Annotated in this window: 15 protein-coding genes; 6 read left to right on the top strand and 9 right to left on the bottom strand. The window is 38.2% G+C overall.

What is annotated here, in order from left to right; all coding sequences use genetic code 11:
- Window positions 1–359: 359 nt before the first annotated feature.
- The 3 genes from QMA08_RS00420 to QMA08_RS00410 form a co-directional block, all read right to left on the bottom strand.
- The gene (locus tag QMA08_RS00420; RefSeq protein ID WP_290173327.1) at window positions 360–1,508 is read right to left on the bottom strand and encodes a N(5)-(carboxyethyl)ornithine synthase; all 1,149 of its coding nucleotides are present in this window, start codon (window positions 1,506–1,508) and stop codon (window positions 360–362) included.
- 510 nt (window positions 1,509–2,018) lie between these two features.
- Entirely contained in the window at window positions 2,019–3,743 is a 1,725-nt protein-coding gene (locus QMA08_RS00415; RefSeq protein WP_290173326.1) for a glycoside hydrolase family 9 protein, read from the bottom strand.
- A 73-nt stretch (window positions 3,744–3,816) separates the two neighbouring features.
- The gene (locus tag QMA08_RS00410) at window positions 3,817–6,330 is read right to left on the bottom strand and encodes a glycoside hydrolase family 3 N-terminal domain-containing protein (protein WP_290173325.1); all 2,514 of its coding nucleotides are present in this window, start codon (window positions 6,328–6,330) and stop codon (window positions 3,817–3,819) included.
- Between the two features lie 219 nt (window positions 6,331–6,549).
- Between QMA08_RS00410 and QMA08_RS00405 the strand changes: the two genes are divergently transcribed.
- Window positions 6,550–7,725, top strand: coding sequence for an AraC family transcriptional regulator (locus tag QMA08_RS00405; RefSeq protein WP_290173324.1), 1,176 nt, complete (start codon window positions 6,550–6,552; stop codon window positions 7,723–7,725).
- A gap of 32 nt (window positions 7,726–7,757) precedes the next feature.
- Here the strand turns inward: QMA08_RS00405 and QMA08_RS00400 are convergent, their stop codons facing one another.
- Window positions 7,758–9,269, bottom strand: a complete 1,512-nt coding sequence (locus QMA08_RS00400; protein ID WP_290173323.1) for a tryptophan halogenase family protein — start codon at window positions 9,267–9,269, stop codon at window positions 7,758–7,760.
- 80 nt (window positions 9,270–9,349) lie between these two features.
- Window positions 9,350–12,358 (bottom strand): TonB-dependent receptor, encoded by a 3,009-nt coding sequence (locus tag QMA08_RS00395; RefSeq protein WP_290173322.1) that lies wholly within the window; start codon window positions 12,356–12,358, stop codon window positions 9,350–9,352.
- A gap of 414 nt (window positions 12,359–12,772) precedes the next feature.
- Between QMA08_RS00395 and QMA08_RS00390 the strand changes: the two genes are divergently transcribed.
- Together QMA08_RS00390 and QMA08_RS00385 are read left to right on the top strand one after the other, a co-directional pair.
- Entirely contained in the window at window positions 12,773–15,385 is a 2,613-nt protein-coding gene (locus tag QMA08_RS00390) for a glycoside hydrolase family 3 C-terminal domain-containing protein (protein WP_290173321.1), read from the top strand.
- Between the two features lie 27 nt (window positions 15,386–15,412).
- The gene (locus QMA08_RS00385; protein ID WP_290173320.1) at window positions 15,413–16,855 is read left to right on the top strand and encodes a sugar porter family MFS transporter; all 1,443 of its coding nucleotides are present in this window, start codon (window positions 15,413–15,415) and stop codon (window positions 16,853–16,855) included.
- A 47-nt stretch (window positions 16,856–16,902) separates the two neighbouring features.
- Here the strand turns inward: QMA08_RS00385 and QMA08_RS00380 are convergent, their stop codons facing one another.
- Both QMA08_RS00380 and QMA08_RS00375 read right to left on the bottom strand, forming a co-directional pair.
- Window positions 16,903–17,571: a response regulator transcription factor gene (locus QMA08_RS00380; protein ID WP_165723641.1), complete on the bottom strand. Its 669-nt coding sequence runs from the start codon at window positions 17,569–17,571 to the stop codon at window positions 16,903–16,905.
- Window positions 17,564–18,868 carry a DUF4118 domain-containing protein gene (locus QMA08_RS00375; protein ID WP_165723642.1) on the bottom strand — a complete coding sequence of 435 codons (1,305 nt, stop codon included), beginning with the start codon at window positions 18,866–18,868 and terminating at the stop codon, window positions 17,564–17,566. Before QMA08_RS00375 ends, QMA08_RS00380 begins: the two co-directional genes overlap by 8 nt.
- 182 nt (window positions 18,869–19,050) lie before the next feature.
- Between QMA08_RS00375 and QMA08_RS00370 the strand changes: the two genes are divergently transcribed.
- Together QMA08_RS00370 and QMA08_RS00365 are read left to right on the top strand one after the other, a co-directional pair.
- Window positions 19,051–19,710 carry a TrkA family potassium uptake protein gene (locus tag QMA08_RS00370; RefSeq protein WP_024596486.1) on the top strand — a complete coding sequence of 220 codons (660 nt, stop codon included), beginning with the start codon at window positions 19,051–19,053 and terminating at the stop codon, window positions 19,708–19,710.
- On the top strand, window positions 19,707–21,074 hold the full coding sequence (locus tag QMA08_RS00365) for a TrkH family potassium uptake protein (protein ID WP_290173319.1): 1,368 nt from the start codon (window positions 19,707–19,709) through the stop codon (window positions 21,072–21,074). Before QMA08_RS00370 ends, QMA08_RS00365 begins: the two co-directional genes overlap by 4 nt.
- Before the next feature lie 219 nt (window positions 21,075–21,293).
- Here QMA08_RS00365 and QMA08_RS00360 read toward each other — a convergent pair whose 3' ends face one another.
- Window positions 21,294–22,703, bottom strand: a complete 1,410-nt coding sequence (locus QMA08_RS00360; protein WP_267908513.1) for a sugar porter family MFS transporter — start codon at window positions 22,701–22,703, stop codon at window positions 21,294–21,296.
- Between the two features lie 54 nt (window positions 22,704–22,757).
- The gene (locus tag QMA08_RS00355) at window positions 22,758–23,798 is read right to left on the bottom strand and encodes a LacI family DNA-binding transcriptional regulator (RefSeq protein WP_007585144.1); all 1,041 of its coding nucleotides are present in this window, start codon (window positions 23,796–23,798) and stop codon (window positions 22,758–22,760) included.
- Between the two features lie 211 nt (window positions 23,799–24,009).
- On the opposite strand from QMA08_RS00355, the gene QMA08_RS00350 reads away from it, so the two are divergent.
- Window positions 24,010–25,620 carry a glycoside hydrolase family 43 protein gene (locus tag QMA08_RS00350; RefSeq protein WP_290173318.1) on the top strand — a complete coding sequence of 537 codons (1,611 nt, stop codon included), beginning with the start codon at window positions 24,010–24,012 and terminating at the stop codon, window positions 25,618–25,620.
- Window positions 25,621–25,688 lie beyond the last annotated feature (68 nt).

Below are 25,688 nucleotides of genomic sequence, written 5' to 3'. Positions count from 1 at the left end.
CACTTCAAAGTAATAAAAAAACCGAAGAAAAAGCACTACCCACTCTTGAGTACCCGGTCCAATGGCCAGTAGTTCCAATCCACTCAGTCGTACCACTTCAAAGTAATGATAAAACCTAAAAACCCAAAGAAAAAGCACTAGCCACTCTTGATCACCCAGTCCAAAGATCAGCAGTTCGAATCCACACAATTGTTAAGCATATCAGGTAGCCTTATAAATTGTGGGTGTTCGTTTTATCAAAACTTTTAGGATTTAAGTTCTCCAGTTTACTATCAGTCAACAAACACTTCGCCTTAAAATTACTAGCACTAAGACGAAGCGAACCCCCTAATGTAAAATTAGATTAGAGATAGATATAATCATTGTGTTATTACGTTATAAGGGTAAATGTTTTCGCGGTTTTGGAATGCCAAAATAGCCGTATTTTTAATTATTCCTTGCTCAATGTTTATTGCACGTCGAATGGTTTCATCTTTTTGCCACTGTAAAGCACCTTTAAGTATCGTTTGTAAATAAACTATGAGCGCCGCAGAGATTGAACGCGTCGCGCTTTCCCATAAATAACTCGGTGTATGATCAACGCCATAATAATCCGTGTTGTTATATCGAAATAAAGGTTTTTTAAACGTTGTCGGCTTTGCGAAAAAGAATCCCATCCCCTCATCACAGCTAACATCAATAATTAAGCTGTTTGGTTTTAAGCAGTCGGCCTCTGATTCAATTACAAAGTTAACCGGATGAGCTGTTTCTTGATAAGTCCCGTTCACGATAATATCGGCTTCGCTAATAAGATCGCTAAGTGGTCGATTAGTCCCATCATGTTCAACAACCATCATGCGAGCTTCCCCTTCAACACCTTCTCGTACCTTAACATAGTGACAATCTAATATTTCTTCACGCACTTCGTGATCAGGGCGCTGAATACAAATTGTAATATCTCTAAAGCCATGCGCTTTAAGAGCGTAAATAGCGCCTCTACTCACTGCACCAAAACTAAATATAATCGTTTTACGTTGATCGCCATAATGACCATCAATACCCTTAAGTTGCAATGCATGTATTACAGCGCAATACCCTGCCATTTCATTGTTTTTATAAAAAGTATGGCGCCCTACATTTCCGTTTGGTGACCACACATACATATCTTCAAAAGCAATTAAGGTAAGTTTACGCTCTATCGCCGCTTGTGTTATTTCATGCTGTTGAACGCAGTGGGCATAGCCCCAAATAGTGCCTCCTTCGCGCATTTCTTCTAAGTCAGCAAGTACAGGCTTTGCAATAATGGCAGTGCTAATATGGGTAAGTATTTCGCTGCGCGATGCAATGCCACCCGTTAACGTTGCAATATATTCATCGCTAACATTAAAAGCGGTGCCATAGCCTTGTTCAAACACCATTTGTTTTCTAAGATTTTCGGGAATTCGTAATAAATGCTCTGGGTGAATAGGATACCGTCTTTCATCTGTCTTGCGGGATGTTCCGATAACGCCGATAGTTAATTCACTCATGCTAAGTCCTGTTTATAAAGTAAGTACGCTTGAGTTCACCAACGAATCATCATACTTCGCCAATAAACTTAGGCGGTGTTTTTTCTGTACGTTTTTGGCTCGGATGAACCAACTCTATTTTACAAAGGTGTAATTTTGACAATAAATAATGAAGAGCAGTGAGTTAACTTGCATTGAGTTGCAAGCTGAAGACTATTACCTTTTGAGTAAAAGTGCTGACTGAGTATATCAGAAATAAGTATTACTAACTTGGGTATCTCAAACTGAAATAAAGGGAGTACTCGATAATTACTGAAGTTTTACCTTAGTGATTTACTTTTTAGAGCAGATTTAATGAGCTTTGTATTGGGTTAGCTGAACGTTTGGCTTTTATATTAGCGTCGGGTATGTGCCATGAAGGGGCATTCATAACCCTTAATGTATGAAGTCAAGATTGGACCCCTTTGATTGATGCAAAGTTAAAGTTGTATATCAGTGAGCTATAACGATTGTAAAATACTCAAATAAATCTCACCGGCTAACAAACGCTCCCAGCACATATACAAGCGGCGCATTCCAATTAATTGCCACTTCGTTCGTTGAGTAACTACACCAGCTATCGCTGTATGATTTTGCAGGTTCGTTGGAATCATAGTTACACTCATCCTGCTGCCCAGCTTGGGGACCGCCAACTAACATACCTGGTACTGGAGCTGTAATGCCATCACTTTGTGAAATTCGATGATGCGGGTGTTGTGGTGTTTTATCACCAAAACCAGTAACAAACGAATACCCTGTTGGGTTGCGTCCTAAAATGTAATCAACAAGCCCTTGCGCAGCCTTTAAGTACTGCGAATTATTATTTAACTCAGCGGCTTGTAGCAAAACTATCGCTTTATTTAACGCTGCTGAATTACTTCCCCACACAAAGTCAGACTTTTCCATCGCAACAATATATGGGCTATTTTTATGTTGTTTTAAATACACATCAGCTAAGTGTTTTTGCTTTATTTTAAGATCTTCGTATTCTTGTTCACTCAATAAATCTTTTGCCTTAAACAGTAAACTGCTTAAAGAAAGATACGATACATTTCTCCATGAAGGAGCTGAATAATGAATATTTATCTCTTTGTAAGTATTATAAAAACCTTTATCTCTAGTTGTTATAAATAACTCTGCAGCGGCCCAAGCAAACTCATCTTTTAGCTGATTATCACCATACTCTCCACTTTTAATATCATCAGGTTGCTCATAATATTGGGTTTGATTTTCAAGCGAGTACTTCCATGCGTTAATTGCAGCCGCTAAATATTGCTTACTTTTATTGGGATAATAGGGAGCAATTACTCTACTGGCCACCGATAACGTCGCGGCAAAATCAAGGCTAGCCGCTGTGCTTTTTCCTATCATGTAGCGCGCTCTTTTATCTTCATGCGGCATTTCATAGCCTGGCCATTCACACGTTGTGAGTTTATGATAAACACCCCCATCATCGCTTTGCATAGTGATCAGCCATTCAAGGTTCCATAGTGCTTCGTTTATAATATCGGGGACGTCATCTGACGATTCAGGGATGTTTAATATTTGCTTTTGATACACTTCAGGGTAGTGCTCAAACGCCGCAAGTAATGTGTACGTGGTAATACCAGAATTAACAACATACTTGCCATAATCGCCCGCATCGTACCAGCCTTTTTGAGATTGCACCTCTTTCGCTTTAAAGTCATTGCCTTGCTCTGCTGATGAGTGATAAAGCACGTCGTCGTCTTTATGCCCTAAAGGCCGCGCATAAATACCTGCATACTTTTTCTCTATTACAATACTTGAACGATTTAAGTAATAGTATTTTAACGCCGCTGTATGAATCGAGTCATATACATGATTATTAATTGAGAATACGGCAGAATCTCTCACTCCTTTTACACGTAAAAGGTAATCTCCTGGTGTTACAATATCTTTAAATTCAGCGCGTTTAAAGGTGTCATTTCCTGAGTTGTCCCACATTTTAGCGTGTGATAACTGGCCGCTACGTATTATTTTATTAGTATTTACATCCACTAAATCATAAGTAGTCGCGGTTACATTTGGCACTATTGCTATTTTTTCGCTATTAACTAAATAACCAAGCTGATTAACTGCTATTTTTTGATTAGATGACTCTGTGCTCAGTTTACTAAAATCATCTTTTACTACCGCCGTGCATGCACTCAAGAAAAGCACAGCGATTAACGTTAATTTTAAAACAACATTTTTCATAATGCCCTTTCCGTATGCGCATAAATTCAAGCGAAAATACAACAAGGGTGCACTAATATGCACCCTTTGCCATTTATTCCCCGCATTTTATATTAGCTGTTTCCTTTGCTTTAGGTTCAAATTGAACATTAGCAACGCGTACTTTAGCTGCGCCTTCACTTGATAAAACAAATGGCGCACTAGAGCGTTCAAATTCAACCCCCTTATTAGCAAAACACAATAGGTCTATCGATACTTTGTGCCATGTACTTAATTTAAATTCTTTAATAATAGGCGCTATGTCAAACGAACCACACTTGCTTTTACCACAGCCCATTTGAACATTTAACGCTTTTTCTGGGTAAGCCTCTATACGTATATCAAATGTTAAAGCACTTTTATTGATTAAGTACTGCGATAAATCCTCTCTGTACCATGTTGAGCTAATTAATGCAGATGCATAATTACTGCCAGTCCAAGTGAATTCTTTTGCGTCTCCTTGAATTTCCTTGTCAGCTTCAATCATGCTTAAGCCTTGAATTTTACCAACCGGAGTTTGGATATCTTTTGTTTCTTGCTCAGTTTGCAATTGATAGTTCCAATCACCTTTTGCCCTACCTTGCATAATTACATAGGGTGTATTAGTGGGTACTTCAAATACAAAATCATTGTGAGTATTTAACTTACCAAGATTTATATTATCCTTGTAAGTTAAGCCAAATCCATAAGCAAATAATGGATCGTACGGTTTATCGAATCTATTTAATACAACTTGAGACGCGTATTTAGGCCATGAAAAAGAAAGCTTACCTTTGAAGTCATACTCGATATTTCCTTTTTTATTGGTAAATAACACGTCAGCTACACCTACGCCTTCACTACCTGGAAGCCAAGCAGCAACAAACGAATCAGATGCGTTTATTTCTCTATTAACCCAAAGTGGCCGGCCAGATAAAAATACAGATACCACTTTTATGCCCTTTGATTTTAATGACTCGATTAATTTAGCGTCACGATGAGAGTGAGCCTGGTACGCTATTGATTTCAAGTCACCAATCCACTCTGCGTATGGGTTTTCACCAAATACAACAATAGCTACATCGGGTTTTTCATCAAAGCTTCCATCAGGGCTCAATACCGCCTTACCACCTGCTTTGTTTACCGCCTGCTCAATACCATCAAAAATTGACGTTCCCCCAGGAAAATCAGACTTTACATTACCCTCACCAGTCCAATTAATTGTCCAACCACCCGTTTGCTTACTCATATTATCAGCGCCGTCGCCAGCAACTAAAACTTTACTATCTGGGCTAAGCGGTAACAAATTATTATTGTTTTTCAACAGCACTAAAGACTCTCGTACAGCTTGCCTTGCAATCGCTTTGTGTTCAGGAGCACCTAATAATTGTTTTTGGTTTGCGTATTTACGCTTTGATGGAAGTCCTTTATTGAATAGCCCCGAACGTATTTTTACTCGTAAAATACGCCTAACTGCATCGTCAATACGTTCAATGGGAATAATGCCATTTTCAACTTGCTCTATTGTATTACCTATAAAAGCTTTCCAGTCTTCGACTACCATAAACATATCAAGTCCAGCATTTACAGCCTGTGGGCAGCTGTCATTAGTACAACCAGGTATTTTACTATGCGAATTCCAATCACCTACTATAAAGCCATCAAAACCGAGTCGAGTTTTTAACACATCAGTAAGCAGATATTTACTGCCATGTAAACGCAGTCCATTCCACATATTATGCGAGGCCATAATACTTTGTACACCCGCTTTTAAAGCTGGAAAATAAGCTGCAGCATGATTTTTAATTAAATCTTTTTCTGTTTCTCGATTATCGCCTTGATCAATCCCTTGATAAGTACCACCATCGCCCACCCAATGCTTAGCGGTAGAATAGATATGGTCGTCATCTAAAAAGTTAGATGTATTTACTTGACCTTGTAGCCCTTCAATCATTTCTTTTGAATACAAAGCAACTATCTCTGAATCTTCAGAGTAGCTTTCATAGGTTCGCCCCCACCGATCATCTCTGGCAACTGCCAATGTAGGTGCAAAGGTCCAATCGATTCCTGCAAGGAGGACTTCTTTTGCTGTTGCTTCACCAATTTTATAAATTAACGCTGGGTTATGCGCTGCACCCAAACCAATATTATGAGGATATAAAGTAGCGCCAATAAATTTATTATTACCATGTACGGCATCAATACCATACGTAACAGGAATAGCTACACCACCAGCGGATGTATCCATTGAGGCTAAGTACAACTCATCCATAAACGACACCCAATCAGACACACTTGCATTGCGGTCATTATGCAAAAATGTACCTCCTCCATTTAAAACCGATCCTAAATGGTATTTTTTAACATCTTGTGGGGTGACCCATGTTATTTCTGCTTGAACCATTTGACCGACTTTTTGTTCAAGCGACATTTTATTTATTAAGCGTGTAATGTCAGCTTCTAGCGCTGCATTTTTTTCTATTGCGGGTTTTTGTTTTGGCCATAGCGTTATATCATTTTTAGCAAATGCAGCTGAGCATGAAATGCTCAAAAATGAGCCTAAAACAAATGAAGAATAAATATTTTTCATTAAATTGATAACCTGATACTTTGTTAGTGTGGCGAATAGTTTTATTACAAATACACTATAATGTCGTTCAAATAGAGGTTTTAGGCGTTCTAATACGTGTAATACACTTTATTTGAACGCTAAAACTGTTTTAAATATTTAAACTTGTTCGATAATACATACCCACACGAATGACATAGATGTGCCAAATAACAATTTTAATAAAAGGTGTATTAAATTGTGAAAGAAGTACTTTTTAACACTCACGATCTCGCTTTAATTTTTACCATGTTTATATGCTTATCGTTTAGCGTATTTTTAATCACATTAAAAAAAGGGAATAAATTAAGTAACTGCCTACTTGCCTGCTTTTTATTAGCTCAAGCTGCTATTCCTATGGATAATCTTATAAACTTTGGTGAAGCATTTAGACCTTTTGCATTAAATTTATCGCCAAATTTGTTTTATACATTCGGCTTAGCATTTTGGTTAGAAGTCCCGCTACTTTTGCTCTATATAAAATCGTTAGTTAATAAAAATTATGAAGTTAAAAAAGTTGACGCACTGTATTTTATTCCTTTTATACTTTATTCCATCTATTTCACACTAGATTGGCTTATGCTCGACAACAGCGTTAAATTAAATGCACTCCAAAACGGTACTATTGAAACTACACCTATCGTTGATCGTATAATTTATTTTTCTCGAGAATGTTTCCGGTTTTCTATCAGTGTTTTGTGCTTTTTAGAATTACAAAAATATCAAAAAAATATCAAAAATGAATTTGCAGAACTAGAAAGTGTCGATCTGACTTGGTTAAAAGTCTTAGTTATTGGCTTTTTAGTTGTTCATTTAAACGCGATATTTGTCTCGCTTGGTATTATTATGTCTTATGACATTGGAATAATTGTCGATCACGAACTATTGGGGCTTACCTCTAACTACGCGGTACTTTTATTAATAACAAGCCTAATATTTTTTAGTGCAGGTCATTCAAGAATATTCCAAGGTATTGACGACACACTCACTACCGAACAAAGTAAATTGCCAGAGGTCTTTGAACCCGAAAAAATACAAAAAATTGAAAGCTACTTGCTACAAAACAAGCCTTATTTAAACCATTTACTCACACTAGATAACCTAGCAAGCCAATTAGGAATGGGGTCAAGAAGCCTTTCATCAATAATTAATAGGCACTTTGGTAAAAACTTTTTTGAGTTTATAAATCACTACAGAATTGAAGAAAGTAAACGGCTGCTACTTTTAGAAGAAAATAAAACAGTGACCATGTTGGACATTATGGATAAAGCAGGGTTTAACAGCAAAGCGACTTTTAATACATTTTTTAAAAAACTAGTGGGTATAACACCCACTCAATTTAGAAAAGAGCATTGGGAACGCCAAGCAAAAGCTTAGATTGTCCACTTACAACTCTCTACAACAATGTATTATGGCGTATAATTTTTTAAAATATACGCCTGATGATCGGGCATTATATTTGCTGAGCGACTAATTACTGATTCAATATTTTTTAGTCTGCGTTTTATCTCATCACGGCTTAGCCTGTCAACTAATGGGTGGTAGCTTTTAGGTTTAATGCCTTGTCCGTGCATAACAGCAAGCCAAGATGTTTCGTTAAATAACTCGTTGTCATGTCTAAATATACGACCGTTTTCACTAAACATATCTATTTTTTGTTTTAATGAATCTGGCATTTCTATGTTTTTACAATAACGCCAAAACTCACTATCATCGCGATTTGTTAACTTATAATGCAAAATAATAAAATCTCGAATACGATGATACTCTGTTTCAGTTTGCTGATTAAACAAATCAATATCGCACTGCGTAAAAGCTTTACTTGGGAACAACGTCATCAGTTTTGCAATAGCCGACTGAATTAAATGTAACCCTGTAGATTCAAGTGGTTCAACAAAGCCTGCCGATAAACCAATAGCAATACAGTTTTTATTCCAACTTTTTTTACGCATACCTGTAACCCACTGTAAGCTATTTATATCATTTAAAGGGCTTGATTCCAGTGTGTTTAATAATAAACTCTGCGCTTTATCGTCATCCATAAACTCGCTTGAATACACAAACCCATTACCTACTCTGTTTTGTAGCGGTATTCGCCAAGTCCAGCCAACACTCTGCGCCGTAGACTGTGTATAAGGGTTTAGTGATTTTGTAGATAAACAAGGCGCTGCAACCGCTTTATTACAAGGAAGTAGATGTGTCCAATCTTCGTAGCCCGTTTTAAGTGCTTGCTCAATTAGCAGTCCTTTAAAACCTGAACAATCAATAAATAAATCACCGCTGAGTACCGTGTTATCGTTTAACACTAACGACTCTATCATTCCTGTTACAGGGTTGGTTTTTACTTCATCAACCTGACCTTCAATACGCTTAACACCTTTATTTATAGCGTATTTACTTAAAAATTTAGCATAAAGGGTTGCATCAAAGTGGTAGGCATAATTAATACCTGCTAGCGGTGTATTTTGCTGGGTAGACGGGTGCATAAATTTGTTGGCGTAAGCACCTACCGATGCCAGTGAGTAGTTAGATAAGTTGGAAGTTTTTTCAAATTTTGGTTCATCTTGCATTTTCAACCAAAAATGATGAAAAGGCAGCGCCTCCATATTAGTACCGTAGTTTCCAAAAGGATGAAAATAGCGATGCCCTTTTTCCTTCCAATCTATAAACTCAATACCTAGTTTAAACGTTGCATTTGTAGAGCGAATAAACTCAGATTCATCGATATCGAGTATTGTATTGAATAGCTGAATTTGCGGAATAGTAGCCTCACCTACCGACACAGTGCCTATCTCGCTAGATTCAACAAGTGTAATGCTACAATTATCACAGCCAATAACTTTAGCCAACGCCGAGGCACTCATCCAGCCTGCTGACCCCCCACCGACTATAACAATAGACTTAATTCTTGAATCACTCATTTTTCATTACCTTATATAACAAAACGCTATGACTGCTTAATAAGCAGTCATAGCGTTTATTTATGTACTAATGGTATTTATTAAAAGTTACCTTTTAAAATAATACTAAATCGACGTTCGCTGGCAAACCAAGAGCGTGATATACGATTATTATCGTTGTCTATTTGCATAGAAGTACGCGCCACTTCGTTTGTTAAATTGGTACCTTGTAAGCCAATTTGAAATGAGTCCGTTAGATTATAAAATACAGAACCATCAAGCTGGCCACCCGCCTCGTTATAGATAGGTAATTGAGTTATTACATCTTTACTGGTTAGCAAATATTCAGAGCGCCAGTTATAAGCTAAGCGTGCATTTATGCCATACTTCTCGTACATAGCTACAATGTTTATGTTGTCTTTAGAAAGCCCTTCAAGAGGCAATCCATCAAATGCAACATCGGCGCCTTCTGTTGAATCAGGCTTATCTGGTGATAATCCTGCATTTGGTGATCCTTCTTCTTCAATATAGGTATAGTTAAACTGCATCCCGATACCACTAAAGGCACCAGGTAAAAAGTCATAAAACTGCTGGTAAGCCAGCTCAAAACCTTGCACAGAACCTTCATCACCATTTGTAGCACCGTTTACTTGTACTACCTGAGTAGCACCATTATTAGCAAGCTCTCTATCTACTGAGCCATTAATAAAATAATTACTCATATCTTTATAAAAGAATGAACTCGTAAGCGAGCCAACACCTTCAGAAAAATACCACTCTAGTGCTAAATCGTAGTTGTATGACTCCATTGGTTTTAAAAATGGATTTCCCGAGTTAGCTGTATAGCGCGAATAGCGTGCGTCTTGAATTTGTCTTTCATCTGAGCTTTCATCGTAGGTGATCACTAAGTCTTCAGGCGTGATTTTTACAAAGTTTCTTAGGTTTCCTAGAGCCGGTAGTGCTATAGCTTCTGAAAAACCAAAGCGTAAAATTAAATCATCTTTTAAATTTAATTTTACATTTAAGCTAGGCAGTATATTTGTGTATTCGCTGTTTGCAGTTTGCTCTGTAAATCCTGCATTGCCAAAGGCCGCTTGATCCGAGGGTAAAAAATTATCGGGATCGGATGCATCGTTAATATCGCCAACGGTATCTGGGAATGTTAAAAAGCCATCTGTTTCATTTTTTATTTTTACATAGCGAAGACCCACATTGCCGCTATAAAACATGTCACCTAATTCACCTTCAAAATTACCTTTAATATAAAACGCATTATTTACTTCAGACGTTTCATTAATTTCATTATTTAAAAAATCTCCAACCGCGCCGTCTCTGCTCGACAAACGTTGCCAATTTGGTGATAAAGACGCAAAGGCAGATTCTGCATTATTGTAGTCTTTTACAAACGACTCTTTAGGAAACAAAAATGCTCCCTCTGAGGCAACATTTAATACCCCGCCTCTGGCGAAGTTATCAAAAGTTACCTCCTCATAGCTATCGCCTAAACTTGCACCTAGCTCGTCGCCTTGTGCATCAAACCATGCACTGCCATTACCTGCCCACGCCTCAGACAGCCATCCCCAATTAAAAGTAGACTGACGTGTAGTTTGCTCACGCTTAGCATAACGAGCACCAACTTTTACGCTAGTAAAAAAGCCACTATCAAATGTGTATTTTGTATCACCTGCAAAGGCAACTTCTTTACCATCATTATCAGATATGTGATCCATTGCACTGCGCCAAAAATAGTTATGAGGATCGGTAAAAAATCCTGCATCGCCGCTATTTGCAGGGTCAAGTAAAGTAATATCAGGTAACTCTGAGCCGTTTTGTTCAATACCAATTACAGCGCGAGTTGCGCCCATGACAGAAAAATCAAAAATCTCTGATGTAGACTCTACATATTGAGCGTCAAAATTAAACGACCATGTATCGTTAGGGCGATACTTAAGATTAAAGCCGTAATCGTCCACTACGTTATCTTGATCTCTAAAACGTGTGATCATCGCATGTTGTGCACCAAATTCACCTGATGGTTGACGCTGCGCATCATTACCACGCCAACCTGCATTTGATGTAATAAAACCCGATTCAAAAAGCCCTTGGTCAGTAATGTCAAATTCAGTACCTTCAAGAGCTACTAAATCATTAATAACAGCATCATCGGCCATTTCAATAGCGTGTTCGGTCCACGCTAGTGACGAATCCGAGCGAATAAATTGGGCTGTAGCTAAAAGCGTTTTACTTTCATTTTCAAACTGTAGTGCTCCTGCAAAACCTTCTCTGTCTCTGTCATCTTCTTTTCGGGTTAAACGCGTAGTACGAGGCACAAATACAGCTTGCCCATTAACAAATTCATTTTGCTCTTCGTAACGGCCTATTTGTGTACCGTCTGACTGCGCCTTTAGTTTAGAGTTTGAATAATTTACTAATACGCCAAGCCTGCCATTATCTAAATCAAATATATCGCTATATAGGCCAGAAAATGACGGTGTTGTTTCATCTGCAAATTCGCTATATGTTTCATCTAAAGTAAAAGCGATTACTCGGCCGTCGGCATCAAAAGGTTTACGTGTAACCAAATTGACAGTACCAGCTATACCGCCTTCAATCATATCTGCCGATTGGTTTTTAAATAATTCAACAGACCCCATTAATTCTGGCGGTACATCTTGAAAGCTTAACCCTCGCCCTGAATCTGCAGTAAAAGTGTCACGGCCGTTAAATTCACTGCGAGTATGTGTTAATCCACGAACAACAACACCGCTGCCTTCAACACCATAATGATCTGGATCGTTTGCAGCTGCAAAGCGTTCAATAGACACTCCTGGTAAACGGGTAATTGCCTCAAGTACACTTCGATCAGGTAAAGACCCAATATCTTTTGCTGAGATAGCATCGAGTACTGTTTCGCCTTCTCTCTTCATATTTTGGGCATTAATGAGATTTGAGCGTGTCCCTTCTACAATCACAATTTCTATATTATCTTCATCAGCTTTTGCTACGGCTTCTTCTTGTGCTGCAAATACATTACAAGAAAATGGTGATGCCATAATTGCAGAGGCAATTATCGACAACTTAAATTTACGGCTCTGTTTTATTTTCTTCATTCTTATTTCCCCAATCAGAATTTAAAGACTACTTACGTAGCACTTAAAATTCTTATCCTGTCTTTTTTGTGTATGTGGTTATCGTGCAGGTATAGGTTTAATAAAATTAAAGGAAAAAATCGCCTAACTAACCACACATACCGCTATTTGAACGCTTTATTAAGCCACTTTGGTTATATATACATACCTCGTTTTTATAAGTGGATTAATACATAGGGACTGAAAATCATACTGTTAAATAGTAATTAACACGTATTTGCAGCGTAATGCCCATTATTTAGGGAACTAAAGTATGAACTTACGTAAATACGTCCATTTAAACGTTCAAATTTATATTAATCTTACCCTTAGACGACTCTAATAATAACCTCTGTTAATTTATTTTTATCACACACCCATAAAGAGTTAGTAACAATGATTAACAAATATATAAAAGATTTTATTGCACTTACAGCAATCGCTACTTTAGTTAGTTGTGCGCCCCATAAACAATCAAATAAAGATACACCACTTTATCTAAATGAATCGGCAACAACTGACGAGCGCGTAAATGACTTAGTAAATCGCTTAACATTAGAGGAAAAAGTAGCTCAGCTATTTGATAAATCCCCCGCAATTGAGCGCTTAAATATACCAAAATATAATTGGTGGAACGAAGCGCTTCACGGTGTAGCAAGAGCCGGTAAAGCAACTGTTTTTCCTCAGGCGATTGGTCTTGCTGCTACATTTGATGAAGACTTAATGTTAAGAGTTGGTACGGCTATTTCTGACGAAGGCAGAGCAAAGCATCATGCCTTTTTAAATGAAAATAACCACTCAATGTATACAGGGCTGACGTATTGGTCGCCAAACATAAATATTTTTAGAGATCCACGCTGGGGCCGTGGCCAAGAAACCTACGGTGAAGACCCTTATTTAACAACCCGTATTGCGGTTAATTTTATTAACGGCTTACAAGGTGATAACTCTAAGTATTTAAAATCTGTAGCGACACTTAAGCATTATGCAGTACATAGCGGCCCGGAGGTTTCAAGGCACAGTGACGACTACACTGCTTCTAAAAAAGATTTAGCAGAAACCTATTTACCTGCATTTAAAGATGTAATAGCACAAACGGATGTAGCATCAGTGATGTGTGCATATAACAGCGTAAATGGCACGCCGGCTTGTGGTAACAACGAGTTAATTCAAAATAAATTACGCGATGAATTTAATTTTAAAGGTTACATCGTATCTGACTGTGGTGCTATAGCCGATTTTTACGACATAAAATCCCACAATATAGTCAGTACAGAAGCACAAGCTGCAGCTATGGCGCTTAGAACAGGAACCGATTTAAACTGCGGTGATCATCATGGTAATACCTATAGTTATTTAACTCAGGCAGTACAAGAAGGATTAGTTGAAGAAAATGATATAGATATAGCATTAAAACGCCTTATGTATGCGCGCTTTAAATTAGGAATGTTTGATGATGCTAACAATGTGCCTTTTTCTAAAAAACCGATGACGTTAGTTGGATCTGCAGAACATTTAAAACTCACCGAAGAAGCCGCTCAAAAATCATTAGTATTACTTAAAAATAAACAATTGCTGCCTTTAAAAGGTAACGAAAGAATAGCGTTAATTGGCCCGAATGCAAATAACACCGCTATTTTATTAGGAAATTACAACGGCACACCTATCACACCTATTACCCCTAAATACGCATTAGAAAAACGCCTAGGTAAAAATAACCTTACATATTCTGCAGGCTCAAGTATTACCGGTGAGGTTTATACACATTACCAACCTATTGAGGCAAAACATTTTTTTCATCTAGATCATAATAATCAAATGCAGCCAGGGTTAATTGCCCAGTATTACCCAGCGAGTAATTTTGACCGTCAACCAGCTAAACGACAAATAGATAAAAATATCGACTTTAGCTGGGAACGTTCCCCTATCGACAACTCTATTGAGCAAGAATTTGCTGTTAAATGGGACGGAATAATTAAACCGGAGCAAACAGCACAATACTATTTCAAAGCCACCAATATGAGTTTTACACTTAATGGTAAAACCGTTAATGGCGCTATAACACTTAATAAAAATGAAGAATATATATTAACTGCACAAGCTAAATTCAATCATTTTTGGCATAGCAACGTTATTAACCCAACAGCGAGTTTAGGCTGGTTAAAAAACCCTCAAAACCTTACTCAACAAGCGCTAGATAATGCCAATGAAGCGGATGTTATTGTATTTGTAGGCGGTATTAGTGCCAATCTTGAAGGTGAAGAAATGCCACTGCAAATTGAAGGGTTTTCTCACGGAGATCGAACCAATATTAATTTACCTAAAAGCCAACTTAATTTACTTAAAAAGCTAAAGCAGACCGGTAAACCTATCGTACTTGTAAATATGAGCGGTAGTGCAATGGCATTAAATTGGGAGAACGAAAATATAGATGCCATTGTTCAGGGCTTCTATCCAGGTGAGGCAGCAGGAAGCGCGCTAGCTGGTTTACTTTACGGCGACTTTAGCCCATCAGGTAAATTGCCTATCACCTTTTATAAATCAGTTTCAGATTTACCTGACTTTAAAAACTACTCAATGCAAAACCGTACATACAAATATTATGAAGGTGAAGTACTTTACCCATTTGGTTACGGCTTAAGTTACGCAGACTTTAAATACAAAAACACACGTCATTCAATAAACGCAGACACTGGCGATTTAAACCTAACAACAACAATCGCTAACCAAAGCAGTTTTACAGCTGACGATGTTGTTCAAGTTTATATTTCTATGCCCGACGCGCCAATTAAAACACCTAATAAACAATTAGTGAGTTTTAAACACGTTACCCTTAAAAACAAAACGCAAAACGAGGTTAAATTCACAGTTCCTAAAAACCAACTCACTTATATCAATGAGCAAGGTAATGCCGTGGCTTACAAAGGACGCTTAATTGTTACGGTGGGCTCTGGGCAAGGTATTAAAATACCAAAAGATAAATTTACGGTGTCTAACATTGTTTTATAAAAATAATAAAAATCTAGGAATTAAAAAATGGAAAATACAGCAACAGATCCCACGCTCAGTGGTACATCTATTCAATTAGAGAGTATCGAAAACGAGAACTTGCTACGTATATTTTTTATCGCGTGCGTAGCTGCGATTGGTGGATTCTTATTTGGTTTTGATAGCGGTGTAATTAATGGCACAGTTGATGGACTCAAAGGTGCCTTTAACTCAGACAGCGTAGTAACCGGCTTTAATGTAGCAAGTATGCTGCTAGGCTGCGCTATTGGTGCATTAATAGCAGGTAAAAGCGCCGATCACTTTGGTCGTAAAAAGGTATTACTTGCAACTGCTGTTCTTTTTATTATCAGTGCCTGGGGCTCAGGCATTGCAGGGTCGTCTGGGGAATTTATAATTTATCGCTTAATTGGCGGCTTGGCGGTAGGTGCAGCTTCAATACTAACGCCCGCTTATATAAGTGAAATAGCCCCGGCACGTTTACGTGGTACGCTTACTTCTATTCAGCAAATTGCTATTATTTTAGGATTATTTTGCTCTTTTTTAAGTAACTATTCATTAGTACAAATATCAGGGAACTCAACCGAAGTACTTTGGTCAGGCTTTGATACGTGGCGATGGATGTTTTGGATAGAATTAGTCCCTGCAACTATTTTTTTGGTCACTTTATTTTTTATTCCAGAAAGCCCGCGTTATTTAGCAATGAAAAATAAACAACAAGCAGGAATGAAAATTCTATCGCAGTTATTCGGTGCTAAAAACGCCGAATCAATGTGGGAAGAAATAAGGCAGTCATTAGGTAATAGCGAAAAAACAAAGATAAGTAACTTATTTCAAGCACACTCATTCAAGCTAAAACCAGTCGTTTATATTGCAATTGGGCTTGCAACATTACAGCAACTAGTCGGTATTAACGTGGTATTTTATTATGGCGCTATATTATGGCAGGCTGTTGGTTTTTCAGAATCAAATGCGCTTTTAATCAATATTATTAGTGGCGTAATTAGCTTAGTTGCCTGCTTTATTACTTTATCGCTTATTGATAAATTAGGCCGAAAGCCATTTTTATTAATCGGTTCAATAGGCATGACCTTCTCACTCATTGGTTTAGTTGTTGCATTTTCTAACGGCACTATAGACCCTCAAGGACAATTACAACTTGGCGACTGGGGCTTTACTGCACTCGTACAGGCCAACTTATATGTATTCTTTTTTAACCTTTCATGGGGTCCTGTAATGTGGGTAATGCTCGGCGAGATATTTCCAAATAACATGAGAGGATTAGGCTTAGGGGTTGCAGGGCTTGCTCAATGGCTGGCTAACTTTTTAGTTACTATGACCTTTCCAATATTGCTAGCCGGTGGAGGGCTTGCACTCGCGTATTCGCTCTATGCATTTTTCGCATTTATATCGGTACTTTTTGTTATTTACTTAGTAACTGAAACCAAAGGAACGAAACTAGAAAACGTGTAACTTTATCGTCCTAAATAGCTAAATTTAGGACGATAATTTTTTAGTGCCTACCCAACTAATCTATAACCTACCGCTGGCTCAGTTAAGATATGAATAGGGCTTGCAGGGTTTACCTCAAGCTTTTGTCTTAGTTGCGCTACATGTACACGAATATACTCAGGTCTATTAATGTATTGCTCCCCCCATACCTGACTTAAAATAGCATTATGAGTAAGCACTTTATCTTTATTTTGAAATAACATAAGCAAAATTTTATATTCTTTATTAGTGAGCTTTACATCGCTGCTGTTAAGCGTAACTGTGTGCTTATGCGGATCTATAATGATGTTACCGCATTGCAGTGCCAAACTGGGCTGTGTATTTACTCTTAGTAGCGCACGCATTCTTGCCAGAAGTTCGTTTGCACTAAAAGGTTTGGTTATATAATCGTTTGCCCCATTATCAAGGGCTGTAACCTTTTCCACCTCGCCATCGCGAGCCGAAAGCACTAATATTGGTATTTGGCTCCATTGTCGTACTTCAAGTAACCAAGCTTGTCCATCCATATCAAGCAATCCCAAATCAAGTAACACTAAGTCAAAGCTTTGCTCACTCATTAATGAAAAACCATCAAGCCCTTTCGCACTAATTGATACGTTATAGCCACTGGCACCTAGTAATGTTTTTAAAAAACTTTGCAATGCAGGTGAGTCTTCTAGCACCAATACATTAATCATTCTTTGCACTCCAGCTAAGTATTGCTGTCGCTACTTGGGTCAGCTCATCAATAGCTAATACAAATTCGCCTTGATGAAACTGAGCAACTACATCGCAAATTACGCTACCAAGACCAACTCCTTCATCCGAACTGCTTGGATGAGTAACTATGAGATTGCTTACGGCTATTTTATAGTGTGTTATATTAGCAATTCGTTCAGTATTAAAGTCCACTGTCGCCACTCCATCACCGTAACGTGCCGCGTTTTCGAATATATTCGCAAGCGCGATTTCTAAAAGTGTTATATCACCTATACAACAAGTGGCTTTATCAAAGACTAACGCTAAGTTAAAACCACTTAATTGCTGCTGCCTGCGTGCTTTAGCCTCAGTAATAAGTGTATGTACGTTGATAGCTTGCCATGCTAGCTGCTCTCCTATTTTATTTACCCGGCTAAGCTCCATCACTTTATTAAAATGCTGATTTAAGATTTCACTTTGCTCATAAATATTTTTTGCTTGTTCTGTAATTGATGCCTTACTCAGCTCAATATTTTCGTCAGCTAACATGCTTGATGAGCCCATAATAGTAGCCAAAGGCGTGCGTAGATCATGAGATAAACTACGCAGCAATGCGTTTTTAGCACGTTCTAACTCTGCTTGTACTTTCATCGATGCCGACTGGTTTCTAAGATTTGAGTTTTCGTGAACCTGAAACAGCAAGGACAGTGCCGTATCTATAAATGCACGGTTTTCAGGACTAAGTTCGGCATCTGAAATAAAGCCGCCCCATTGTGTGTTTTGTTCGATATTGAAGTACTCTCCATTATCCATTGTATTATTGTTCCAACGAAGCGTAATACCTAGATGGTTTTTAATCGATGTTGTAAATACTTGGCGCTGAGCGTTTATATCATCAAGCCCATTAAGCGCCTTAGCTAACTCATATAAACATCGTGTATTACTGGCATGTAACTGGGTATCACGAACGTTTTTACTTAGCTCGCCCGCCAATTTGCTTATCATCAAGCCAACTATAAGCATGACAGTAAAAGTGACTAAGTATTCAATTTTTTCGATATGAAATGTAAAGTACGGCAGTACAAAAAACCAGTCGGTACATGCCACACTAACTAACGTTGTAATCCCCGCTAAGGCGGCATTTTGACGCACCGCAACCCATGCCACCCAAAGTAATTGCAACATGACAATGTCGGTGGTTGTTAGCCACTCTCGAACTGGAAAAATAGCCAGCACAATAAAAATAGGCGCAATTGTTGTTAATAAAAGCGGCTTAAGCCATTTATTAATACCCATTTGTGCACTCCCATAAAATTCTCTTTTTATAGGTTACTGCTTTTTAATACGTTGTGTATAAAGTTTTTATAAAGATTTTTGGCTGTAGTGTTAAATGTTTATAAAGCTTAATTGATATGGGGTGACTCTTTTTTAAAATTCCATAGTCTTTGCTATGTAGTATTTTTTAAATAGGAACGCACATGGCACAGTTTGCAGTAATTGGATTAGGTAGTTTTGGTGTTACCGCCTCGCTTGAGCTTGCTAATCAGGGGCATCACGTTTGCGCAGCCGATATAAGCGAAAGCACCATTAACACGTTTGCTAATCAGTTAAATTACACTGTCATTTTAGATGCCAGTGATGAAACACAGCTTGCTCGACTCGACTTAACCAGCTGCCAAGCTGTATTAGTTGCAATTGGTGAAAACATAGAAGCGAGTATTTTATGCGTGCTGCATTTAAAAAACCTTGGTGTTAAACAAATATGGGTTAAGGCGTGCTCTAAAAGTCACCATCAAATTTTAAGTAAACTTGGCGTATCTCGTATTATTCACCCCGAGGAAGAAATGGGGATCAGAGTAGCACATGCACTTAACTACCCTATGGTTAACCAGTACTTTGCACTTACACAATCTACATTTATTGTTGAGCTTGCCATAGATTTACATTTATCAGGGCGCAATATTGGCTGGCTTTTAAAAGAGCGTAACTCAGATATAAAACCGCTCACCTTACGCCGAGATGATAATTTTAATACAGACCTAACACTCGACACCGAGTTACGCCATGGTGATAGCCTTGTATTACTGGGCTCTAAACATTACCTAACAAAACTCACCAAACGGTTTAAAGCTTTATGATCAACTGGCAAGCACACGTACTTCCAAAGCAATTTAATCGCCGTTTAAAAAATTTGAAAAGGCCTGTTAACCCCCCTTTAATTTTAACTGCTGGTTTTTTTGCTCTCATTATTTTAGGCACTTGCTTATTACTATTACCTTTTGCAAGTGTTGAATCGCTTAGCTTTATTCAAGCTTTTTTTACTGCATCCTCTGCGGTTACAGTTACAGGCTTAGTTGTTATTGATACAGGCACTGCGCTAACCACATTTGGGCAATGTGTTGTTATGGTACTTATTCAAATTGGAGGAATCGGCTTTATGACCGTAGCCGTTATTTCATTTTTAAGTATTGGTAAAAACTTAGGATTAAAACAACGTTTACTTGCAAGCCAAGCATTCGATACCAGCGATTTAAATGGAGTGATCCATGTAGCTAGATGTGTAATAACTTACTCGCTAATAATTCAAACTATAGCATTTTGCTTACTTTTTATGAGCTGGGTAGATGACTATGGTATTGCGGGTAGCGCCTATCAAAGTCTATTTTATACTATTTCGGCTTTTAACAATGCCGGGTTTGCACTCGACAGTAATAGCTTAATGGCTTTTAAAAGTGATGTATCTGTTAATCTTATTATCAGTGCATTATTTATAATCGGTGGCTTAGGGTTTACCGTTTTAATAGATATATATCAACAACGTCGCTGGCATAAATTAGCAACTAATACACGTATTGTATTAATTGCAAGTGCTGTAATTAATTGCTGTGCATTTTTGCTTATTTTTTTATTTGAATATTCAAATCCAGCCACACTTGCCAACCTACCTATTAACGAGCAAGTAATTGCTGCCTGGTTTCAAGCAGTTACACCACGTACTGCAGGCTTTAATACTTTACCTATTAGCCAGCTCAGTTCCGACTCGACATTGCTTACATTGTTATTAATGGTAATAGGTGGTGGTTCGGTAAGTACAGCAAGCGGCATTAAAATAGGAACTTTTGTTATTTTACTACTTGCTATGTATAGCTATTTACGCCAAAAACCACAGGTAACCATATTTAACAGAGAGCTAAGCGACAAACTTGTGATAAAAGCATTGAGTGTTGTAATTTTATACTTATTTACGGCTTTTTTAAGCATCATGATTATGAGTAAAATCGAGAAAACGTCTCTTTTAGATATTACTTTTGAAGTAATTTCGGCATTAAGCACTGTAGGGCTATCTCGTGATTTTACTAGTAATTTAAGTATGCCAAGCCAGCTAATAATAATTTTACTTATGCTGATTGGCAGAGTTGGTCCACTGACATTTGCTTATTGTTTTGCAAGACCTAAATTACAACCTCTTAAATTTGCTAAAACAACCATGCAAATAGGGTAACTATTATTAAGGCCACTTAGCCAGCATAATTTATGTAAGGTTTTTGGCAGTGTAAGCAAGGAAATTAGCGACTTCTAAATATGGCTTTATCAATTGAGAGACTTTTATAGAAAAAACAAAGGTAACTATAACCTCACTTTATTATTGCAGATATGAAAATTAATAAAATAAGCGCCAAAACCATTACAATAGTTTTGGCGCTTATTAAAGGGGTAATATTTACCCTTTCATTTGTTCAAGCTCTTTGCCTTTGGTTTCGTGTAAAAACTTAAATACAAATATGACTGAAACAAACGCACAAAATGCGTAAAAACCATAAGCCCCAGCTAAACCAATGCCTGTGAGCATAACAGGGAACGACCAGGTAATTAAAAAGTTAGCTATCCACTGGGCAAAGCCGGTAACTGCAAGGCCAGAGCCACGAATTTGGTTAGGGAACATTTCGCCTAACATAACCCACATTACAGGGCCCCACGATAAGTTAAAAAAGAACACATACGCATTAGCGGCTATTAAAGCAACTATGCCCTGCTCTCCTAATTCTAAGTTGCCTGTTGAGCCAATATCTGCATTTAAAAAGGCATAAACAATAACCGAAAGCGTCACCGTCATACCAATTGAGCCGGTTAACAAAAAAGGTTTTCTGCCAATTTTGTCTATAAAATACATGGTAATAAACACCGCTAAAATACTTACAAAGCCGCTTATTATATTAATAAGTAACGCGTCAGATTCAGTAAAGCCTGCTGCTTGCCAAAGTACCGCGCCGTAGTAAAAAACAACGTTAATGCCGACTAATTGCTGAAATGTAGCTAAGCCAATTCCTATCCAAACAATGGGGCGTAAACGTTTTTTAGGTTTATCAATAAGATCAGATAATTTAGGTTGGTGTTTATCGCCAGCAAGAGACTCTGCTATTTCATTTAATTTAAGAGCGGCAGTTTCAGCACCATATAATGACGATAAAACACGTGCAGCAGCGTCTTTTTTACCAGCCATAATTAAGTATCGTGGGCTTTCAGGGATAAAAAATAAAGCGATTAAAAACAAGCATGCAGGTAATAACTCAACCCAAAACATCCAACGCCATGTTTCAAAGTCGAGCCAAAATATAGCCGTAGAGCCGCCAGCCGTATTTGCTAAAAAATAGTTACTCACAAATGCGCTAAATAAACCAAATATAATAGCCACTTGTTGCAGTGTAGAGAGCGTGCCTCTGTATCGTGCGGGGGCAATTTCGCTAATATAAGCTGGGGTCATAACCGATGCAGCCCCTACAGCTAAGCCGCCTAAAATGCGATAAATCACAAATTCAAACGATGTGACTGACACACCCGAGCCCCAAGCACTTATAATAAATAAAGCAGCGGCAAAAAGTAAAATTGGACGCCGACCAAATTTATCAGCCAATCGACCTGCGCAAAACGCACCAATGGCACAACCAATTAGCATGCTCGATACGTTAAATCCCGTACCCGCACTACTGGAGCCAAACGCCGTTTGTAATCCATCAACAGTGCCGTTAATTACGCCGCTGTCAAAACCAAATAAAAAACCGCCAATGGTCGCAACAAAGCAAACCAGTACTATTAAAAGTACATTTTCTTTCTCGTTCATAAGTATCCATATTGTGTGTTGTTGTTATTTTATATAGATTTTGAAGCTCAAAAGTGTGTGCGTTGTTTAGTTATTTTTATTGGTTGAGCTTGATTCTCTTTCTATTAATTCAAAATCTAAAATATGTCTTAAGTCTAAGCTTTTTACATTGCTCAAATCGTTGTACTGACCCGATGCAAGTAAAGTAATCGCAAGCTCAGCCATTTCATTAATGGGCTGTTTTACCGTAGAAATATTTGGCCAAACTATAGTTGCAAGTTGCGTGTCATCAAAGCCAACAACCGACAGTTCGCTTGGAATATTAATACCTTGTTTTTGAGCTATTGAGATTACAGCGGCCGCCATATCATCGTTAGCTGCAAAAATAGCTGTTGGTTTATCATCAAGCGAAAGTAATTTTATTGCCGCTTCCATGCCCGATTGATAAGTAAAACTGCCCTGCTCTATATACTCAGGTGGCGTTATTATTTTATTAGAGCGCAGTGCATCTAAATAGCCTTGGTAACGCAAACGGCTAACACCTTGTTTAGTGTCGCCAATAATATGTGCAATTTTGCTATGCCCTTGATTTATTAAATGCTCTGTAACATCAAACGCCGCTTGATAATCGTCCATGCATATATAAGGGGAGCGATTTAATTTTGTATCTGGCGTTATTCTGACAAATGGCACTTGTGCTTTAGTAAGCACATCTAAAACCTGTTCGTTGTCGCACATAGGTGGCAGTAAAATCATGCCATCAACCTGTGTAACATCAATAAGTTGCTTTACCGATTCAATTGTTTTGTCAATATCGGTATGCGCTTCGTCAACAACAAGGTGGTAGCCCAATGCGCGGCATTTTTTAAGCGCTGCCAATAAAAATTGGCTTATGTAAGAGTCACTTGGGTTATCGTATAAAAGCCCTAAAAAGAATGACTTAGTACTAGCAAGGCGCCTAGCAGACACATTTGGCCTGTAATTTAATTGCTCAACAACAGCCATTACTTTTTCGCGGGTTTTGTCGCTTACTTTTTTGTCTTGGTTGAGCACACGCGAAACTGTCATCATCGATACACCAGCCTGCTCGGCTACATCTTGTATTCTTGCTCTTTTAGGATCGGCCATTACTGTTATTACCTACTCACAATCAGTGGATTGTTATAATTAACTTTCTTAAATTTCATTATACATAATTGTAAAGCTTGATATTGTTTACAGCGCGTTTTAAATGATTACTTATTGACAAAGTCTTATACTACACTGAAAATGTTAGCGCTAACAACAAATTTATAATATTCATACCCAATAATATAAAAAACTTAAAAAGGCCTATATTATGAGCATGCTGCAAAACCCAATTCTAAGAGGCTTTAATCCAGACCCAAACATTGTCAGAGTTAATAACGACTACTACATAGCCACTTCAACATTTGAATGGTTTGGCGGTGTGCAAATTCACCACTCTACCGATTTAGTAAATTGGCGAGTTATAGGCCAAGCACTTAACACCGTAGAGCAACTCGATATGCGAGGAGTGCCTGATTCTTGCGGCGTATGGGCTGCGCAACTTAGTTACAATAATGGCCGTTTTTATTTGGTATATACCAATGTAAAAAGCTTTGATGGCCCTTACAAAGACACGCCAAACTATTTTGTATCAACCACTGATATTACCGGTAACTGGTCACAAGCGACTTACTTAAACTCTAGCGGTTTTGATCCGTCTATTTTTCACGATGATGACGGTAAAAGCTATTTGCTAAACATGCTGGTTGATCACCGCAACAACGCACTATTTGGTGGCATAGTAATGCAAGAGCTTTGCCTAAAAACCAATAAATTAATAGGCGATGTTAAACCTATATTTTCAGGCACAAAACTTGGTTGCACTGAAGGCCCACATATTTTAAAACGCGGCGATTACTACTATTTAATTACCGCTGAAGGTGGTACTGGGTATGAACACTGCATTAGTGTAGCGCGTGCTAAAAACGTATTTGGCCCTTACCAAGTACACCCGCACAACCCCGTTATTACAGCAGCCCACGAGCCTAGTAATACGCTACAAAAATGTGGCCATGGAGATTTTTTTCAAACACAAACCGGTGATTGGTACACGGTATTTTTAACATCTAGACCACTGACTGAGCGTGGCCGCTGCATTACAGGGCGTGAAACAGGGATTGAGCAAATAATCTGGAAAGATGATGGCTGGCCTTATGCAAAACACACAAATAAAGCCCCCAGAATACACGTACCCGTTGAAGGTTTAACACTAAACCCACAGCCGCAACCCACAACACATATTGATTTTAGTAAAGATGATCTGACTGTTGATTTTCAGTCATTGCGTATGCCCATGTGCAAAAGCTGGGTGTATAAAAATACTCGAAAAGCATCGCTCACCCTAGTGGGAAAAGAGTCTTTAAGCTCATTGCATCAGCAAAGTTTTATTGCCAGGCGTGTACAGGCTCATCATACTGTTAGCAGCACATGCGTTGATTTTGCGCCGAGCAGTTTTCAGCAAATGGCGGGGCTAGTATGTTATTACAACACCGCTCATTACTACTATTTGCATATAAGCGGCGGCGATGTAGGCGATGAAACCACACCACGTTATTTAAATATAATAAGCTGCGATAAATACCAAACAAGCACGCCTGTTGCACCGCTTTTGCTTAAAACAAACAAACCTGTTTACTTAAAAGCTGATTTTAATGGCGCTCAGCTGCAGTTTTACTACGCCACCGAGAAAAACTGCTGGATAAAGTTTGGTCCAGTGCTCGATGGCAGCATTTTATCTGATGATTACGTGCAGCAATCACCCCAAGGGTATCGCCCGTGTTTTACCGGCGCTTTTGTTGGTATGGCCTGCCAAGACTTATCGGGACAAAATAAAGAAGCTCACTATTCATTTTTTAATTATGACGAACCTAGCGGCGAATAAATCGCCGCCTGTTAAGTTTATTAGTTGATTGAAAGCTTTTTGAAACTGCTTTAAAGCTCTATTAAAGC

The sequence above is a fragment of the Pseudoalteromonas sp. APC 3355 genome, from assembly GCF_030407615.1.
Lineage (GTDB): Bacteria > Pseudomonadota > Gammaproteobacteria > Enterobacterales > Alteromonadaceae > Pseudoalteromonas > Pseudoalteromonas distincta.
Note: the sequence above shows the minus strand (reverse complement) of the source record. Positions and strands in the feature narration are given on the sequence as shown.

Excerpts from the sequence above, each read along its gene's own strand:
- QMA08_RS00385 (WP_290173320.1), top strand. The coding sequence starts at position 15,413 with ATGGAAAATACAGCAACAGATCCCACGCTCAGTGGTACATCTATTCAA.
- QMA08_RS00400 (WP_290173323.1), bottom strand. The coding sequence starts at position 9,269 with ATGAGTGATTCAAGAATTAAGTCTATTGTTATAGTCGGTGGGGGGTCA.
- QMA08_RS00375 (WP_165723642.1), bottom strand. The coding sequence starts at position 18,868 with ATGGGTATTAATAAATGGCTTAAGCCGCTTTTATTAACAACAATTGCG.
- QMA08_RS00395 (WP_290173322.1), bottom strand. The coding sequence starts at position 12,358 with ATGAAGAAAATAAAACAGAGCCGTAAATTTAAGTTGTCGATAATTGCC.
- QMA08_RS00355 (WP_007585144.1), bottom strand. The coding sequence starts at position 23,798 with ATGGCCGATCCTAAAAGAGCAAGAATACAAGATGTAGCCGAGCAGGCT.
- QMA08_RS00390 (WP_290173321.1), top strand. The coding sequence starts at position 12,773 with ATGATTAACAAATATATAAAAGATTTTATTGCACTTACAGCAATCGCT.
- QMA08_RS00380 (WP_165723641.1), bottom strand. The coding sequence starts at position 17,571 with ATGATTAATGTATTGGTGCTAGAAGACTCACCTGCATTGCAAAGTTTT.
- QMA08_RS00365 (WP_290173319.1), top strand. The coding sequence starts at position 19,707 with ATGATCAACTGGCAAGCACACGTACTTCCAAAGCAATTTAATCGCCGT.
- QMA08_RS00415 (WP_290173326.1), bottom strand. The coding sequence starts at position 3,743 with ATGAAAAATGTTGTTTTAAAATTAACGTTAATCGCTGTGCTTTTCTTG.
- QMA08_RS00350 (WP_290173318.1), top strand. The coding sequence starts at position 24,010 with ATGAGCATGCTGCAAAACCCAATTCTAAGAGGCTTTAATCCAGACCCA.
- QMA08_RS00370 (WP_024596486.1), top strand. The coding sequence starts at position 19,051 with ATGGCACAGTTTGCAGTAATTGGATTAGGTAGTTTTGGTGTTACCGCC.
- QMA08_RS00420 (WP_290173327.1), bottom strand. The coding sequence starts at position 1,508 with ATGAGTGAATTAACTATCGGCGTTATCGGAACATCCCGCAAGACAGAT.
- QMA08_RS00410 (WP_290173325.1), bottom strand. The coding sequence starts at position 6,330 with ATGAAAAATATTTATTCTTCATTTGTTTTAGGCTCATTTTTGAGCATT.